At 73.9% G+C, this 15885-nt stretch carries 12 protein-coding genes and 2 pseudogenes; 5 read left to right on the forward strand and 9 right to left on the reverse strand.

Annotated features, from left to right (window positions below):
* Positions 1 to 35 precede the first annotated feature (35 nt).
* Positions 36 to 1645: pseudogene (locus AB0M18_RS19295) on the reverse strand (alkaline phosphatase D family protein).
* 160 nt (positions 1646 to 1805) lie between these two features.
* Positions 1806 to 3218 carry a PLP-dependent aminotransferase family protein gene (locus AB0M18_RS19300; RefSeq protein WP_365759462.1) on the reverse strand — a complete coding sequence of 471 codons (1413 nt, stop codon included), beginning with the start codon at positions 3216 to 3218 and terminating at the stop codon, positions 1806 to 1808.
* 351 nt (positions 3219 to 3569) lie between these two features.
* Between AB0M18_RS19300 and AB0M18_RS19305 the strand changes: the two are divergent.
* Positions 3570 to 4169: pseudogene (locus tag AB0M18_RS19305) on the forward strand (EamA family transporter); the annotation flags it as partial.
* Positions 4170 to 4241: 72 nt separating this feature from the next.
* On the opposite strand, the gene AB0M18_RS19310 reads toward AB0M18_RS19305, so the two are convergent.
* On the reverse strand, positions 4242 to 5084 hold the full coding sequence (locus AB0M18_RS19310) for an alpha/beta fold hydrolase (protein WP_365759464.1): 843 nt from the start codon (positions 5082 to 5084) through the stop codon (positions 4242 to 4244).
* 166 nt (positions 5085 to 5250) lie between these two features.
* Here AB0M18_RS19310 and sigJ point away from each other — a divergent pair, with 166 nt between their 5' ends.
* Entirely contained in the window at positions 5251 to 6132 is an 882-nt protein-coding gene (gene sigJ / locus AB0M18_RS19315) for an RNA polymerase sigma factor SigJ (protein ID WP_365759741.1), read from the forward strand.
* A 279-nt stretch (positions 6133 to 6411) separates the two neighbouring features.
* Positions 6412 to 7152 (forward strand): GntR family transcriptional regulator, encoded by a 741-nt coding sequence (locus AB0M18_RS19320; protein WP_365759466.1) that lies wholly within the window; start codon positions 6412 to 6414, stop codon positions 7150 to 7152.
* A gap of 74 nt (positions 7153 to 7226) precedes the next feature.
* Here AB0M18_RS19320 and AB0M18_RS19325 read toward each other — a convergent pair whose 3' ends face one another.
* On the reverse strand, positions 7227 to 8384 hold the full coding sequence (locus tag AB0M18_RS19325; RefSeq protein ID WP_365759468.1) for an ROK family transcriptional regulator: 1158 nt from the start codon (positions 8382 to 8384) through the stop codon (positions 7227 to 7229).
* Positions 8385 to 8536: 152 nt separating this feature from the next.
* Here AB0M18_RS19325 and AB0M18_RS19330 point away from each other — a divergent pair, with 152 nt between their 5' ends.
* Positions 8537 to 8974 (forward strand): hypothetical protein, encoded by a 438-nt coding sequence (locus AB0M18_RS19330; RefSeq protein ID WP_365759470.1) that lies wholly within the window; start codon positions 8537 to 8539, stop codon positions 8972 to 8974.
* Positions 8975 to 9008: 34 nt separating this feature from the next.
* Here the strand turns inward: AB0M18_RS19330 and mug are convergent, their stop codons facing one another.
* From mug to AB0M18_RS19345, 3 genes are all read right to left on the reverse strand, one after another.
* Positions 9009 to 9536, reverse strand: coding sequence for a G/U mismatch-specific DNA glycosylase (gene mug / locus AB0M18_RS19335; RefSeq protein WP_365759472.1), 528 nt, complete (start codon positions 9534 to 9536; stop codon positions 9009 to 9011).
* A 53-nt stretch (positions 9537 to 9589) separates the two neighbouring features.
* Positions 9590 to 11032, reverse strand: a complete 1443-nt coding sequence (gene purB, locus AB0M18_RS19340) for an adenylosuccinate lyase (protein WP_365759474.1) — start codon at positions 11030 to 11032, stop codon at positions 9590 to 9592.
* A 132-nt stretch (positions 11033 to 11164) separates the two neighbouring features.
* A complete protein-coding gene (locus AB0M18_RS19345) occupies positions 11165 to 11944 on the reverse strand; it encodes an SGNH/GDSL hydrolase family protein (RefSeq protein WP_365759476.1) in 780 nt (259 codons plus the stop codon).
* A gap of 65 nt (positions 11945 to 12009) precedes the next feature.
* Here AB0M18_RS19345 and AB0M18_RS19350 point away from each other — a divergent pair, with 65 nt between their 5' ends.
* The gene (locus AB0M18_RS19350) at positions 12010 to 13026 is read left to right on the forward strand and encodes a maleylpyruvate isomerase family mycothiol-dependent enzyme (RefSeq protein WP_365759478.1); all 1017 of its coding nucleotides are present in this window, start codon (positions 12010 to 12012) and stop codon (positions 13024 to 13026) included.
* Between the two features lie 146 nt (positions 13027 to 13172).
* Here the strand turns inward: AB0M18_RS19350 and AB0M18_RS19355 are convergent, their stop codons facing one another.
* Together AB0M18_RS19355 and AB0M18_RS19360 are read right to left on the reverse strand one after the other, a co-directional pair.
* Positions 13173 to 14192, reverse strand: a complete 1020-nt coding sequence (locus AB0M18_RS19355; RefSeq protein ID WP_365759480.1) for a hemolysin family protein — start codon at positions 14190 to 14192, stop codon at positions 13173 to 13175.
* Complete coding sequence (locus tag AB0M18_RS19360; protein WP_365759482.1) at positions 14189 to 15529, reverse strand: hemolysin family protein; 1341 nt, start codon at positions 15527 to 15529, stop codon at positions 14189 to 14191. The genes AB0M18_RS19355 and AB0M18_RS19360 overlap by 4 nt, the downstream gene beginning before the upstream one ends.
* Positions 15530 to 15885 lie beyond the last annotated feature (356 nt).

The raw sequence follows: 15885 nt of genomic DNA on the forward strand, positions 1-15885 counted from the left end.
GCCCTACCGCCCTACCGCCCTACCGCCCTGCCGGCCTACCGCCCCACGCGCCCCGGCTGGAGCGCCTTGCTGAACAGCACGAGCCCGCCCTCGGCCCGCAGACGCACCGTCAGCTCGCCGCTGTCCCCGTCGACGGCGACCTCGCCGAAGTACTGCGGGGTCTCCATCGGCGAGAGGTTCGCCCGCTCCGGGGCGCGGACGAAGACCCGGTCCGGGCCGAAGGTGCCGTCCAGCGCGTTGGCCGGGAAGCCGCCCGCCGCGAGCGGGCCCGAGACGAACTCCCAGAACGGGGCGAAGTCCTTGAAGGCCGCGCGCTCCGGTGCGTAGTGCTGCGCGGAGGTGTAGTGCACGTCGGCGGTGAGCCACAGCGTGCCGGTGATGCGCCGGTGCTTGATGAACCGCAGCAGCTCGGCGATCTGCAGCTCGCGCCCGAGCGGCGCTCCCGGGTCGCCCTGGGAGACCGCCTCGAAGTCGGTTGCGCCGTCGGCGACGACCAGACCCAGCGGCATGTCGGCGGCCAGCACCTTCCACACCGCCCGGGACCGGGACAGCTCCCGCTTCAGCCATTCCAGCTGCTCGGCGCCCAGGATGCCGGTGGTGTCGTCGGCCTGCCGGCCCGGCGAGTTGGCGTTGCGGTACGAGCGCATGTCGAGCACGAACACGTCGAGCAGCGGGCCGTGGTCACCACCCGGTGCATCCGGCCCTCGGCCCTGCTCTCGCCCACGCGCGCGTGCAGCGTGGACACCGGGAAGTACTCGGTGAAGGCGCGCGAGGCACGGGCGGCCAGGACGTCGGCGTCCTTCTCGGTGTAGCGGACGTCGTCGAGGATCTGCCCCGGGTACCAGTTGTTGCGGACCTCGTGGTCGTCCCACTGGACGATCGACGGCACCTGGGCGTTGAAGGCCCGGACGTTGTGGTCGAGCAGGTTGTAGCGGAAGTTGCCCCGGTACTCGGCCAGGGTCTCGGCGACCTTGGACTTCTCGGGCGTGGTGACGTTCCGCCAGATCCGCCCGTCGGGCAGCGTCACGGAGGGCTGGATGACGCCGTCCGCGTAGATGGTGTCGCCGCTGCACAGGAAGAAGTCCGGGTCGAGCCGGCGCATCTCCTCGTACGCGCGGAAACCGCCGATGTCCGGGTTGATGCCCCAGCCCTGTCCGGCGATGTCGCCGGACCACAGGAACCGCACCCCGTCGCGGCGCCGCGCGGGCGCCGTGCGGAAGGTGCCGGTGACCGGTTCGCCGGTACGGCGCGGGTCGTCCGGGTCGGCGAGGGTGACCCGGAAGTGGATCTGCTCGCCGGCCGGCAGACCGCGCAGCGCGGTGGTGCCGGTGAAGTCCGTGCCCGGGCCGAGCAGCGGGCCGTGGTGCCGGTGCACCCGGCGGAACGATTCGCTCGCCGAGGTCTCCACGATCATGCGGGCGGGCCGGTCCGAGCGGACCCACACCAGGCCCGCGTGCGCGGTGACATCGCCGGTCTGCACGCCCCACGCGGCCGACGGGCGGCCCGACAGGGCGAACGCCGGGCTCGCGAACGCGCCGCCGCCGACGGTGAGGGCGGCCGCCGACGCGGCGAGCGAACCGCGCAGGACGGTACGGCGCGCGGGCGCCGGGCCGCCGGCCGCCGGACCGGGAGTGGGCTGGGACATCGAACGCCTCCAAGGGACGGGCGGAGTGGGATCGTCGTCTCGCATACGGCTCCGAGGCCGCACCCCCATCCCTAACGCCCGGGAACGGCGCACAGCCGAACCCCGCGTGAACAACCCTCGCGTGAACAATCCCGGGCTCCCGCAGGCACGTTCGGCACGCTCAGCCCCTGCCGACCCCCGCGACGGCCCCCGCCACCAGCGCCACCCCGCGGGCGATCTCCGTCGGCGCCAGATGCGCGTATCCGATCACCAGCCGCACCGCCCCGTCCGCCGGGCGCCCCGTCCCGTACTCCTCCAGGGGCCGCAGGGCCACCCCCGCCGCCTCCGCCGAGGCCAGGAACGCCGGCGTCGGCCCGTACCCGGCGGGAAGGCGCGCGATGACGTGCAGGCCGGCGGCGATGCCGCTGGTCACCGTGCCGGGGAAGTGCCGCTCCAGCGCGGCCACCAGGGCGTCCCGACGCTCCCGGTAGGCCCGCTGGCAGCGCCGCAGCTGCCGGTCGTAGCCGCCGTCCGACACATGACGTGCAAGCACGGCCTGCTCGATGACCGGATTGCCGAGGTCCATCGTCCGCTTGCGCTCCACCACCTCGCCCACCAGCTCACCCGGGAGCAGCAGCCAGCCCAGCCGCAGCCCCGGCGCCAGCGACTTGCTCACCGAGCCCGCGTACACCACCCGCTCCGGATCGAGCCCCTGGAGCGCGCCGACCGGCGCCCGGTCGTAGCGGAAGTCGCCGTCGTAGTCGTCCTCGAAGACGAAACCGTCCACCGACCGTGCCCAGTCGAGCAGTTCGGCCCGCCGGCCGGCCGCGTACGAGATCCCCGAAGGGAACTGGTGCGAGGGCGTCACCACCACCGCCCGCACCCCGGACGCCGCCAGCGGCCCCGGCACCAGTCCCTCCGCGTCCACCGGCAGCCACACCGTGTCCAGACCGGCCGCCGCGAACAGCCGGCCGTGCTCCGGGCTGCCCGGGTCCTCCACGCCCACCGCGCCATGCCCACGCGCGCGTAGCGCCAGGCCGAGCAGCGTGGCCGCCTGCGCCACCCCCGAACACACCACCAGACGCTCCGGATCCGCCACCACCCCGCGCCGCCGCGCGAGCAGCGCCGCGAGCGCCGTCCGCAGCTCGGGCAGCCCGCGCGGATCCGGGTAGCCGAGCCGCCGGTGCGCCAGCTCCGACAGCACGGCCCGCTGCGCCGCGCCCCACGCGGCGCGCGGGAACAGCGACAGGTCCGGCGTCCCCGGCCGGAAGTCCACGCGTACGCCCGGGGCGCGCGGCGCGAGGTCCCGCACACCGGGCGCGGCGGCCCGCGCCGCCCCGCCCACCCAGGTGCCCGACCCCCGGTCGCTGCGCAGATAGCCCTCGGCCGTGAGCTGTTCGTACGCCTCCGTCACCAGGCCCCGGGACACCCCGAGGTCACCGGCGAGCGCCCGGCTCGACGGCAGCCGCGTCCCCGGCGCGAGCCGGCCGGTGCGCACGGCCTCCCGCAGCGCCTCCTGGAGCGAACGCCCCCGCTGCCGCGCCGGAGCCGCCGCCGCGGGCAGCAACAGTTCCCAGGCCGGTTGGCCGCGCATCCTCCGTACCCCTTTCGTCGCGGTGTCCGGGGCAGCTTCGCGAAGTGGTCCCCGATGACGTCGGACAAGTGGACCTCAAAAGAAGGCGCCCCGGTTCCTAGCGTCGACACCATGAACGCGAACTCCCTGCGCGGCGTGCTGATCGTCACCGTCGCCTACGCCCTCGTCGGTGCCTCCTTCACCGCCAACAGCCTGCTCGGCTCCTATCCGTACGCCGGCGGTCAGGCGCTGCGCTACGGCGCCGCCTGTCTGCTCCTGCTCCCGCTGCTCGGCGGCCGGGCCGCGCTCGGGCCGCTGCGTGCCCTGACCGTGCGCCTGTGGCTGCGGATCGCGCTGCTCGCGGCGGTCGGCATGGTCGGCTTCAATCTGGCGGTCCTCGCCGCCGAGCGCACCGCCGAGCCGGCCGTCCCCGGCGTCCTGGTCGGCTGCGCGCCCGTCGTGGTCGCCGTCCTGGTGCCGCTGACCGAGGGCCGGCGGCCGAGCAGGCCGGTGCTGTACGGGGCGGTGCTCGTCGCCGCCGGCGCCTTCACGGTGCAGGGCTGGGGCCGCACGGACCTGGCCGGGCTCGGCTGGTCGGCGGCGGCCCTCGCGGGCGAGGTGGGCTTCACCGTGCTCGCGGTGCCGGTCCTCCGGCTGCTCGGGCCCAAGCTCCTGACGGCGGTGGTGTGCGGGGTCGGCGCCGTCGAGGCCGCGCTGATCGGGTTCGCCGTCGACGGCACGGCGGCGCTGCGGATGCCGACGGGCGTGGAGGCCGGGGCGCTGGTGTGGCAGGCGGTGCTCGCGACCGTCGTCGGGTTCGTGCTCTTCTACATGGGCGCCCAGCGGATCGGTATGGAACGCGCCACTCTCTATACCGGCGCCATCCCGGTGGCGGCCGCGCTGACCGCCGTGCTCGTCGGCGAGGGCACCTTCGGTCCGGCGCAGGCCGTCGGCAGCCTCCTGGTGGGGGCCGGGGCGGCGCTCGGCACCGGACTCTTCGGGCTGGGCCTGCGGAGCGACCGCACCGCCCGCACCGACGGTGCGTCAGGCCGCGGCGGTGGCGCTGCCGTCCAGGATCACCCGGGCCACCAGGGCGGGGTCGTCGTTCATCGGCACATGGCCGCAGCCGGGCAGCCGGACCAGCCGGGCGCCCGGGATGACCTGCTTGGCGCGGACGCCCTGGCGGCGCAGCAGCAGCCGGTCACGGCTGCCCCAGGCGATCGTGACGGGCAGCGCGGTGACGTCCTCGCGGAACAGCACGGACCGGCCCGCCGCGAGGGTCTGCTCGAAGCCGGTGGCCGCGCGCAGGGACAGCGTCTCGGCGACCGCCGACTCGGGTGAGAGCCGGGCCGGGCGGGCGTAGATGGAGCTGGTGAGGACGGTGCGGCCGGCCGCGCTGCGGGACAGGCGCTCGATCAGCGGCAGCGGCATCGCCCGCGCGGCGCCCCGCATCGCGCGCAGCGTGGTGAAGGCGTAGCGCCGCTCGGCCTCCGACCAGAAGCCGGCGGGGGAGAGCGCCGTGACCGACCGCACCAGCTTCTCCCGGCCCAGCTCGAGGGCGAGCAGCCCGCCGAGCGAATTGCCCGCCACGTGCGGCCGTTCGATCCCGAGCGCGGCGCAGAATGCGTTGAGCACCGGCACCACCGTGCTCAGGTCGTACGCGAGCGGCTCGGGCAGGGCCGGGGAGGCGCCGAAGCCCGGGAGGTCGACGGCGATCACGTCCCGCTCGGTGGCGAGCACGTCGATGACCGGCTCCCAGGCCTGCCAGAGATGGCCGATGCCGTGGAGCAGTAGCAGGGGTTCGCCCGTGCCCCGCCGCTCGTACGTCACGGTGACCGTGCGCGGCCCGGCCGCGGACTCCACGGGGAACGAGATCTGTGCGGACATGGCTGCTCCCTGTCGTACCGACACTCTGCTCAGGACATCTGCGAGACTCCCTGTCAGCAAGAATTACCGGTGAGTAGAGTCGAGTTCAAGAGGCGCGGGCGGACCGGACCGGGCCGAACTGGACACGCGACACGGCGTGGGCTGGGATGGGGACGTGCCGACCGAGATGCTGACCGATCCCACCGATGTCTTCGAGGAGCACCGCGCGGTGCTCACCGGCGTCGCCTACCGCATGCTAGGCCGCGCGGCCGACGCCGAGGACGTGGTGCAGGAGGCCTGGCTGCGCTGGACCGCCGACGACCGCACCCAGGTCCGCGAACCCCGCGCCTTCCTCGTCCGGATCACCACCCGGCTCGCCATCGACCGGCTCCGCCACGTCCAGTCCCGCCGAGAGTCCTACGTCGGCCCCTGGCTGCCCGAGCCGATCGTCACCGACTTCGGGCCCGCCGTGCCCGACACCGCCGAACGCGCCCTGCTCGCCGACTCCGTCTCCCTCGCCCTGCTCGTCGTCCTGGAGTCCCTCTCCCCGCTGGAGCGCGCGGTGTTCGTGCTCCGCGAGGCCTTCGGCTTCCCCTTCGCCGAGATCGCCACCACCCTCGACCGCAGCGAGGCCGCCGTGCGCCAGCTCGCCGGCCGAGCCCGCAGACACGTCGACGAGGGCCGCCCGCGCTACGACGTCGACCCGGCGCAACGCCGTGACCTCACCGAGCGGTTCCTCGCCGCCGCGGCCGACGGCGACCTTCAGGGACTGCTCGCCCTGCTCGCGCCCGACGTGCGCCTGGTCGGCGACAGCGGCGGCAAGGCCAAGGGCCCGCTGCGGATCATCGAGACCGCCGACAAGGTCGGGCGCTTCCTGCTCGCCGTCGCCCAGGGTGCGCGGGACTCCTACGAGTTCCGCTTCGAGGAGATCAACGGCGGGCCCGCGCTCCTCGCCCTCGTCGGCGGCAAGGTCGACTCCATCCTCCAGACGGAGGTCAGGGACGACCGGATCGCCTGCATGTACATCCTGCGCAATCCGGACAAAATCCAGGGTCTCTCCCTCGACTGACAGTCGGTCGTCCGGCTGCCCGCTCGACCCGCCCACGAGGCCGCCCCGCCCCGGAACCTCACGTTCCGCGGCGGGGTGCTTTGCTGCGCCGGCCTCACGCGGACGCGAACGTCCTGTGAACGATCTAGGTCAGAGGGTCACATTCAGGGGCGTCCGACGGAGGATTGGTCTTGACCAAGGGTGTGCCGCGTCTTATGGTCGCAGAGTTAGTGCAGGAACCTTTAATAAACAAGGGCGCGGAAAACGCCGCGGGACACGGCGAATGTGCGGAGGATCAGGGTGGGGACCACGCAGCTCGAAGCAGCACCGGAGCCGAAGTACTGGCACCTCAAGACCGTGATCAGCGAAGCCCTCGACACGGACTTCGCGGTCGGTGAGATCCTGCCCAACGAGCGCGAGCTGGCCGCCCGGTTCGGCGTCGCCCGCGCGACCCTCCGGCAGGCCCTGGAGCAGCTCGAACTCGAAGGCCGCCTGCAGCGCCGCCGCGGCGTCGGCACCACCGTCGCCCCGCCGCGCGTCGGCGTCGACGTCTCCACCACCCAGCACGCCTGGCCCGGCGCCGGCGAGGAGACCTGGCAGGCCGTGGACGCGGCCGCCGCCACGGCACCGGCCGCCGTCCTGCGCCTCCTCGACGTCAAGCCCGGCGAGCCCGTGCACGTCGTTCGCCGGCTGCGTGTCACCGACGGGACCCCCGTCGCCGCCGAACTCCTCTACGTGCCCGCCGGTTCCGTGCCCGGCCTCGACGCGAGCGCCACCCCCGAGGGACCCGCCCACGCCCGCGCCGTGCTGCGCGAACTGCGGCAGCTCGCCCTCGACGGCCAGGACCGCTCCGTCGAACTCGGCTCGGCCCGCGCCGACGACGCCAAGGAACTGGACCGCCTGCCCGGCTCCCCGGTCCTCGTCGTCACCACCCGCTACCTCTCCGGCGGCCGCACCGCCGCCGTCTCCGTGGCCACCTACCGCGCCGACACCTGCCGCCTCACCTTCGGCGACTCCGGCGACCTGGCCATGGCCTCCTGACGAACCCCCGCTCGTACGAGGACGGCCCCGGGCGCACCGCCCGGGGCCGTCCTCGTCTGTGCGTGAGGCCGGTCTCAACGCCGGGCGGACACCGTGCCGTCCACCGCGAACAGCTGCTCCTCCACGTGGTCCAGGGCGCGCCGCAGCGCACCCGTGGCCACCGCCGCCTCGCCGAGCAGCGAGAGCACCACGCGCGGCGGCCGCAGACAGAACCGGGCCAGCTCCTCGCGCAGCGGCTGCAGCACCCCGTCCAGACCGGCCGCCCAGCCGCCGATCACCACCAGCTCCGGATCGAGCGCGAGCACCAGCGCCGCCACGTCGTGCACCAGGCGCTGGATGAACCGCTCGACCGCCGCCTGCGCCGCCGCGTCGCCGTGCCGGGCGAGCGCGAAGACCTCCGCCACGGCCTGCTCGTCCAGCGGGTGCAGCGGCTCGTCCGTCAGCGACAGCAGATGCTCCGGCGTCACGCCGCGGCCGAGCAGGTGCAGCGCGCCGATCTCGCCGGCCGCGCCCCCGTAACCCCGGTGCAGCCGTCCGCCGATCAGCGAACCGGCGCCCGGACTCAGCCCCGCGAGCACGAACACGATGTCGTCGGAGTCGGTGGCCGCGCCCTTCCAGTGCTCGGCGACCGCCGCCGCGTTGGCGTCGTTCTCCACGATCACCGGGCAGCGGAAGGAGCGGCGCAGCCGCTCACCCAGCGCGAGACCCGTCCAGCCCGGCAGCGCCGTGCCGAGCCGGACCGTGCCGTCCGCCTCGACGATCCCCGGCGTGCCGACGCCCACCGCCCGCAGATTGGACCGGGGCACCCCGGTCCTGCGCAGCACGTCCGCCACCACGGCCCGCACCTTGTCCAGGCGCTCGTCCTCGGGGGCGGTCTCCGCCACCTCGCGCGAGCCGGCGCCGACGATCCGCCCGTCGAGACCGGAGATCAGCGCGGCGACCCGGTGTGGACCGATCTCGATGCCGAGGAGATGTCCCGCCTCCGCCCGGAAGCGGAACCTCCGGGCCGGCCGGCCCTGCCGCCGGGTCTCGCCCTCCTCGGGCGCCGCCTCGACGACCAGACCGGCCCCGATCAGCCCCTCGGTCACCCCCTCGACCGTGGGCCGGGAGAGACCGGTGATCCGGGTCAGATCCGTGAGCGTGAGCGCGTCGGAGCCCCGCAGCGCATGGAGTACCACCGCGGAGTTGATCCGCCGCAGCAGCGACGGATCCCCGCCGGTCAGCCGCCCCACCCGTGTCCTCCCAGCTCGTACGCGTCTTTGGCCGGATGGTACTCAATGGACCGGGGCCCGGCGAGCGCCGACCACGGGCCGGTCCGGGCGTCGCCGGCCGACGACGGGCTGACGGACCGCCAACTGTCAGTGGGGCGCGCTTTACTGGCTTCATGGACAGGGCACAGCACCTCGTGGCGATCGACGAGCTGGTGGGCCGGGCCTTCCCGGCGCGCGCCGAGCGTTCCGGGTCCCGCGACAGCGGCCCGGGCCACCACCTCGTGGAGCTCGCCACGAGCGAGGAGTTCTGGGAGGACGACGGCACCCGCCGGTTAGCCGTCGAGGAGCAGTACGAAGCGGAGCGGGACGGCCTCTCCGCGCTGCTCGGCGCCCGCTGGGGCCCGCCGCAGGTCTTCAGCCTGTGGTCGGTCCTCGACCGGAGCATGTCCGGCGAGCACATACCCGAGCCATGGGGCGTCCTGAGCAACCACGTACCCGACCTGCACCTGTGGCGGGCCGGCGACCGGTGGGTCGCCCTCGGGGTCTCCCAGTGGGACAAGGAGCTGCCGTTCCAGCTCCTCGCCGTCGTCACCACCGTCGACCCGCCCTGACGGGCGCTCCGGCCGTCGCTCCGGCCGTACGGAGTCAGTCCACGCGCCGGTCCGGCACGCCCGCCGCCTCCCGCAGCCGGGCGAACTCCTCGGCCATCGTCTCGGCCGTCCAGTGCGCGTTCAGCCCGCTCGGATTGGGCAGCGCCCAGATCCGGGTCGAGCCCGACGGGCCGTCGATGGTGCGCTCCTGCGGACCGATCGCGGCCCGCTTCTCGCCGAAGGCCGTGCGGTACGCGGTGACCCCGACGACCGCGAGCCAGCGCGGGGCGAGCCGCGTCACCTTCTCGGTGAGGATCCGGCCGCCCTCGCGGTACTCCTCGGCGCTCAGCTCGTCGGCCCGCGCGGTCGCCCGCGCCACCACGTTGGTGATCCCCAGGCCGTACGGCAGGAGCTCGGCCTGCTCCGCGGGCGCGAAGCGGCGCGGGGTGAACCCGGACAGGTGCAGCACCGGCCAGAACCTGTTGCCGGGGCGGGCGAAGTGGTGACCGGTCGCCGCCGTCATCAGACCCGGGTTGATCCCGCAGAAGAGGACCGAAAGGCCGCCCGCGACCACATCGGGCACGATGCGGTCGCGGGCGGCCTGAAGCTCCTCGGCGGAGAACCGGGGGGAACGGGTCAGAGGATCGCCCCGGGGGTGTAGCCGGCGGCCTCCGGGTGCTGCTTGACGATCTCCTCGACCCGGGCCACCACGGCGGCGACCTGGTCGGCGGCGGCACCGGTGAAGGACAGCTTGTCGGCCATCAGCGCGTCGAGCTGCGCCCGGTCCAGCGGGATCCGCTCGTCGGCGGCCAGCTTGTCCAGGAGCTCGTTGCGCTCGGCGCCCTGCTCGCGCATGGCGAGCGCGGAGGCCACCGCGTTCTCCTTGATGGCCTCGTGGGCGACCTCGCGGCCGACACCGGCGCGGACGGCGCCCATGAGAACCTTGGTGGTGGCGAGGAAGGGCAGGTAGCGGTCGAGCTCGCGGGCGATGACGGCCGGGAAGGCGCCGAACTCGTCGAGCACGGTGAGGAAGGTCTCCAGGAGGCCGTCGAGCGCGAAGAAGGCGTCCGGCAGGGCCACCCGGCGGACCACCGAGCAGGAGACGTCGCCCTCGTTCCACTGGTCGCCGGACAGCTCGCCGGTCATCGACGCGTAGCCGCGCAGGATGACCATCAGGCCGTTGACGCGCTCGCAGGAGCGGGTGTTCATCTTGTGCGGCATCGCCGAGGAGCCGACCTGGCCGGGCTTGAAGCCCTCGGTGACCAGCTCGTGGCCCGCCATCAGCCGGATCGTCTTGGCCAGCGAGGACGGCGCGGCGGCCAGCTGCACCAGGGAGGTCACCACGTCGTAGTCGAGCGAGCGCGGGTAGACCTGGCCGACCGAGGTGAAGGCGTGCGCGAAGCCGAGGTGCCCGGCGATCCGGTGCTCCAGGTCGGCGAGCTTGCCGGCGTCGCCGCCGAGCAGGTCCAGCATGTCCTGCGCGGTGCCGACCGGGCCCTTGATACCGCGCAGCGGGTAGCGGCCGAGCAGCTCCTCCAGGCGCGCATAGGCCACGAGCAGCTCGTCGGTGGCGGTCGCGAAGCGCTTGCCGAGGGTGGTGGCCTGGGCGGCGACGTTGTGCGAGCGGCCGGCCATGACCAGCTCCGCGTACTCGCCGGACAGCTTGCCCAGGCGGGCGAGGACGGCGACCGTGCGGTCCCGCACCAGCTCCAGGGAGAGCCGGATCTGCAGCTGCTCGACGTTCTCGGTGAGGTCGCGCGAGGTCATGCCCTTGTGCACGTGCTCATGGCCGGCGAGGGCGTTGAACTCCTCGATGCGGGCCTTCACATCGTGCCGGGTGACCTTCTCGCGCTCGGCGATCGACGCCAGGTCGACCTGGTCGATCACGCGCTCGTAGTCGGTGAGCGCCGCGTCCGGCACCTCGATCCCGAGGTCCTTCTGGGCACGTAGCACCGCGAGCCACAGCCGGCGCTCCAGCTTCACCTTCTGCTCGGGGGACCAGAGGACGGCGAGCTCCGCGGAGGCGTAGCGGCCGGCCAGGACGTTGGGGATGCGGGGCTTCGCAGTCACAGCAGTCACGTGTCCAGATTCTACTGGCGGTTTCTGCAGGCCAGCGCCACGGTCCGGGCTGGAGCTTGCTACGAGACGGAGGTCACGCCCCAGGCCGCGGCGCGGCCCCCCCGACCGCAGGCTCCCCCGACCGCAGGCTCCTCAGACCGCGGGCTCCTCGTACGGCAGCAGCTCCGGCCGCTTCGGCGGGCGGCCGTCGCCCGAGGAGCGGCCGGTGAGGCGGCGGCCGATCCAGGGGGCCAGGTGCTGCTTGGCGAAGCGGGCGTCGGCGGCCCGGCGGCTGGCCCAGCCCGGGCGGGGTGCCGGGGCCAGCGGGGCGCGCCAGTCGAAGGCGGGCGGCAGGCCCAGGGTCTCGCCGACCGCCTCGGCCACCCGGCGGTGGCCCTCGCCGGTGAGGTGCAGCCGGTCCACGTCCCACATCCGCGGGTCGGCGAGCGCCGGGGCGCCGTACAGGTCGACCACCAGGGCGCCGTGCCGGGCGGCGAGCTCGTCCACGTACCCGAAGAGCTCCTCCATCCGGGGCCGGAAACGCTCCAGGACGGGGCCGTTGCGGCCGGGGCTGCGCATCAGGACCAGCTGCCCGCAGGACGGCGCGAGCCGCTCGACGGCCTCGCCGAGCAGGGCGCGCACCCGGCCCATGTCGCACTTCGGGCGCAGGGTGTCGTTGAGCCCGCCGACCAGTGTGACGATGTCCGCATTCATGGCCGCCGCCGCATCGACCTGCTCGTCGACGATCTGCCCGATGAGCTTGCCGCGTACGGCCAGATTGGCGTAGCGGAAGCCGGGCGTGCGGGCCGCGAGCCGGCCCGCGAGGACGTCGGCCCACCCCTGGTAGGAACCGTCCGGCTTCAGATCCGACATACCCTCGGTGAAGCTGTCGCCCACGGCGACGAGACTGGTGTACGTGGCATTGATCTCCATGGCCCAGCGATCGTACCGCGCGGTATGGTCCCGGCGCCGACAGGAGAACCGGGAGGGGAAACCCCATGAGCGAGGCGCTGCTGAGTGCGCTGACCGAGGCCCTGGCCGAGCTGGTCACGGCGGTCGAGACCGCCGACGACCAGGTGCTCGACCCCGACACGGCCGTGAAGTGGCTGGAGAGCACGGCATACGTCCTCGGCGGACTTCCGGCGGCCGACCGGCGCAGCCTCGACGGACTTCTCCGCGACGCCGCACTGCGGCAGCCGCCCGGGGCACGGCGCGACGAGCTGCTCAAGGTGTCGCAGGGCTTCGGGCTCACCGAGGACGTCCACCCGGCCCGGCTCGACGACGTGGCCACCCGCGTGGAGAGCTTCGTCACGCTCGTCCGCGGCGCCGACCCGGCGACCCCGGTGCCCAGCTGCCCCGGCTGGACCCTCGCCGATCTGATCGAGCACCACGGCACCACCCACCGCTGGATCGAGCACCTGGTCCGCACCCGCGCCACCGAGCGCGTGTGGTCGAGGGACGTGCCGCTCGACCTGCCGGAGGACCCCGCCGCGTACCCCGACTGGCTCGCCGAGAGCGCCGCCGCGAGCCTGCGGACGCTGCGCGCCGCCGACCCCGACACCGCCATGTGGTCGCACGGTGCCGACCCGCACGTGCGGTTCTTCCCGCGCCGGCTGCTCTTCGAGGCCGTCGTCCACCACGCCGACGCCGAGCTCGCGCTCGGCCGCGCGCCGGGCCCGGTCGACCCGGACACGGCGGCCGACGGCATCGAGGAGTTCCTGGAGAACCTGCCGTACTTCTCCTGGGTCGCCGAGCCCGTCGCCCAGCTCGACCGGGACGGCGCGAGCATCCGGCTCGCCGCCACCGACTCCGGCGCGGCCTGGACGCTCACCCTCGGCGGGGGCGGCTTCACCTGGCAGCGGCGGGCCGAGGGCGCCGTGACCGCGACCGTCGAGGGCACCGCCGGCGATCTGCTGCTGCTCGTCTACGGGCGGTACGGGGCCGACGACCCGCGCTTCACCCACCACGGCGACCGGACCGTGCTCGACGCCTGGCGGGCCGCGACCGCCCTGTGAGGAGCCGGGGGCGAGCCTGCGACGGAGCTCCGACCCGCGTCCGCTTCCCGCCTCCGACCCGCCGCCCCCCGCGTCCGCCCCCGCCTTCGACACGCCGAAGGGCCCTGGGACGAGACTGTCCCGGGGCCCTTCGCGCATCACCCGGTTCACCCCCCGGCGGGCCGGCCCACCAGCTCGCGCAGCACGTCCTCCATCGTCACCAGACCGGCCAGCTTGCCGTCCTCGTCGATGACCGCCGCCAGATGGGTCCGGCTGCGCCGCATCGCGGTCAGCACGTCGTCCAGCGGCGTCGCCGCCCGCACCCGGGCGATCGGCCGCAGCGCCGTCACCGGGAACCGCAGGTCGCGCGGGGTGACGTCCAGGGCGTCCTTCACATGGAGGTAGCCCAGGATCCGGCGGCCCTCGTCGACCACCGGGAAGCGCGAGAAACCGGTCCGCGCGGACAGCGCCTCCAACTGCTCCGGCGTGGTGCCCGTCTCCGCGTACACGACCTTCTCCAGCGGCATCACGACGTCCCGCACCGGGCGCCGGCCCAGCTCCAGGGCGTCGTGCAGCCGCTCGGCGGCCCGGTCGTCGAGCAGCCCCGCGTCACCGGCGTCGGTCACCATCCGGGCCAGTTCGTCGTCCGAGAAGGTCGCCGCGACCTCGCCCTTGGCGTCCACCCGCAGCAGCCTCAGGATGCCGTTGGCGAAGGCGTTGATCGCGAAGATCACCGGCTTCAGGGCCCGCGCCAGGGCCACCAGCGGCGGACCCAGCAGCAGCGCCGAGCGGGCCGGCTCGGCCAGCGCGATGTTCTTCGGGACCATCTCGCCGAGCAGCATGTGCAGATACGTGGCGACGGTCAGCGCGATCACGAACGAGATCGGATGCACCAGGCCGTGCGGCACGCCGACCGCGTCGAAGAGCGGCTCCAGCATGCTCGCGATGGCCGGCTCGGCCACGATGCCGAGCACCAGGGTGCACAGCGTGATGCCGAGCTGGGCCGCCGCGAGCAGCGCCGAGACATGCTCCAGGCCCCAGACGACGCTGCGCGCCCGGCGGTCGCCGGACTCCGCGAGCGGCTCGATCTGACTGCGGCGCACCGAGATCAGGGCGAACTCGGCGCCGACGAAGAAGGCGTTCACGACCAGGGTCGCCAGGCCGATCAGCAACTGCACCACGATCATCGGCCGGCCCTCCCGTCCGTGACACCGGTGTCCGGCAGCGGGGCGTGCAGCAGCACGCGGGCCGCCCGCCGCCCGGAGGCGTCCACCACGTCAAGGCGCCAGCCGGCCAGCTCCACGCTGTCGCCGTTCACCGGGATCCGGCCGAGGACCGTGGCGAGCACGCCGGCCAGGGTCTCGTACGGGCCCTCCGGCACCCTCAGCCCGATCCGCTCCAGCTGGTCGGTGCGGGCGGCGCCGTCCGCCGACCACAGGGCGCGGCCGTCGGTGTCCTCGCCCGCCGGTGCCAGGTCCGGCGTCTCGTGCGGGTCGTGCTCGTCGCGGACCTCACCGACGACCTCCTCGACGATGTCCTCCAGGGTCGCGACGCCGGCCGTGCCGCCGTACTCGTCGATGACGACGGCCATCGTCTGCTTCCCGGACAGACGGTCGAGCAGCCGGTCCACGGTCAGGCTCTCCGGCACGAGCAGCGGCTCGCGCACGATGTCGCCGACGGAGCGGCGCGGCCGCTCGTCGGCCGGTATCGCGAGCACGTCCTTGACGTGCGCGATGCCGACGACCGCGTCGAGGCTGCCGCGGTAGACCGGGAAGCGGCTCAGACCGGTCGCGCGGGTCGCGTTGAGCACGTCTTCGGCGGTGGCCTGCACCTCCAGGGCGGTGACCTGGACACGCGGGGTCATCACGTTCTCCGCGGTGAGCTCCGCCAGGTTCAGGGTGCGCACGAACAGCTCGGCGGTGTCCGCCTCCAGTGCGCCCTCCTTGGCGGAGTGCCGGGCCAGGGCCACCAGCTCCTTCGGGGAGCGGGCGGAGGCCAGCTCCTCGGTGGGCTCCAGGCCCAGGCGGCGCAGGATGCGGTTGGCCGTGTTGTTCAGATGGCTGATGAGCGGCTTGAAGGCGGCGGTGAAGTACCGCTGCGGGGTCCCGACGACCTTGACGACGGCCAGCGGCGAGGAGATCGCCCAGTTCTTGGGCACCAGCTCGCCGACGACCATGAGGACCACGGTCGACAGGCCCGTGCCGATGACCAGGGCCACCGAGGAGGCGGCCTCCGGGGACAGACCGAGCGCCTCGACTGGGCCCTCGATCAGCTTCGAGATCGACGGTTCGGAGAGCATGCCGACGACCAGGTTGGTCACGGTGATGCCGAGCTGGGCGCCGGAGAGCTGGAGGGTGAGCGACCGGACCGCCTTCAGGGCGCCGGCCGCGCCGCGCTCGCCACGCTCCACGGCGGCCTCGAGCTCGCCACGCTCGACGGTGGTCAGCGAGAACTCCGCGGCCACGAACGCGCCACAGGCGACGGCGAGCAGCAGCGCCACCAGGAGCAGCAGTACCTCGGTCATCGGTTCACCTCCGTCCCCGGGTGAGTCCCATGATCAGTCAGGGAGGGGAGGACCGCGCGGTCTCGGCCGCGGGGGCGGATCGGGGAACGGCTACTGGGAGGCTCGCCCATGGGCGGACGCTCACACCTTTCGGTCGGATGATCGGAGTGCAGGCGATCGGAGTGCTGGTGATCGGATACGGACACCATGGTAAAGGAGCGGCAAAGGGGGGCGGCCCGCAAGGATCACCGGCGACGCTGGGGCAGCCCCCGTGGCCACCGGCGTACGGCGCCCATGACCTGCCAATTCGTGGATCCTCCTGCGTCGGTGCGCGGTCGGCTCGTAGCGTCGGGGCCAGGAGCGGCTGACGGGGACCG

This window comes from Streptomyces sp. NPDC051909, assembly GCF_040681095.1.
Lineage (GTDB): Bacteria > Actinomycetota > Actinomycetes > Streptomycetales > Streptomycetaceae > Streptomyces.

Coding starts and splice junctions, on each gene's coding strand:
- AB0M18_RS19300 (WP_365759462.1), bottom strand. CDS start 3,218: ATGCGCGGCCAACCGGCCTGGGAACTGTTGCTGCCCGCGGCGGCGGCT.
- AB0M18_RS19310 (WP_365759464.1), bottom strand. CDS start 5,084: ATGTCCGCACAGATCTCGTTCCCCGTGGAGTCCGCGGCCGGGCCGCGC.
- sigJ (WP_365759741.1), top strand. CDS start 5,251: ATGCTGACCGATCCCACCGATGTCTTCGAGGAGCACCGCGCGGTGCTC.
- AB0M18_RS19330 (WP_365759470.1), top strand. CDS start 8,537: ATGGACAGGGCACAGCACCTCGTGGCGATCGACGAGCTGGTGGGCCGG.
- AB0M18_RS19345 (WP_365759476.1), bottom strand. CDS start 11,944: ATGGAGATCAATGCCACGTACACCAGTCTCGTCGCCGTGGGCGACAGC.
- AB0M18_RS19350 (WP_365759478.1), top strand. CDS start 12,010: ATGAGCGAGGCGCTGCTGAGTGCGCTGACCGAGGCCCTGGCCGAGCTG.
- AB0M18_RS19355 (WP_365759480.1), bottom strand. CDS start 14,192: ATGATCGTGGTGCAGTTGCTGATCGGCCTGGCGACCCTGGTCGTGAAC.
- AB0M18_RS19360 (WP_365759482.1), bottom strand. CDS start 15,529: ATGACCGAGGTACTGCTGCTCCTGGTGGCGCTGCTGCTCGCCGTCGCC.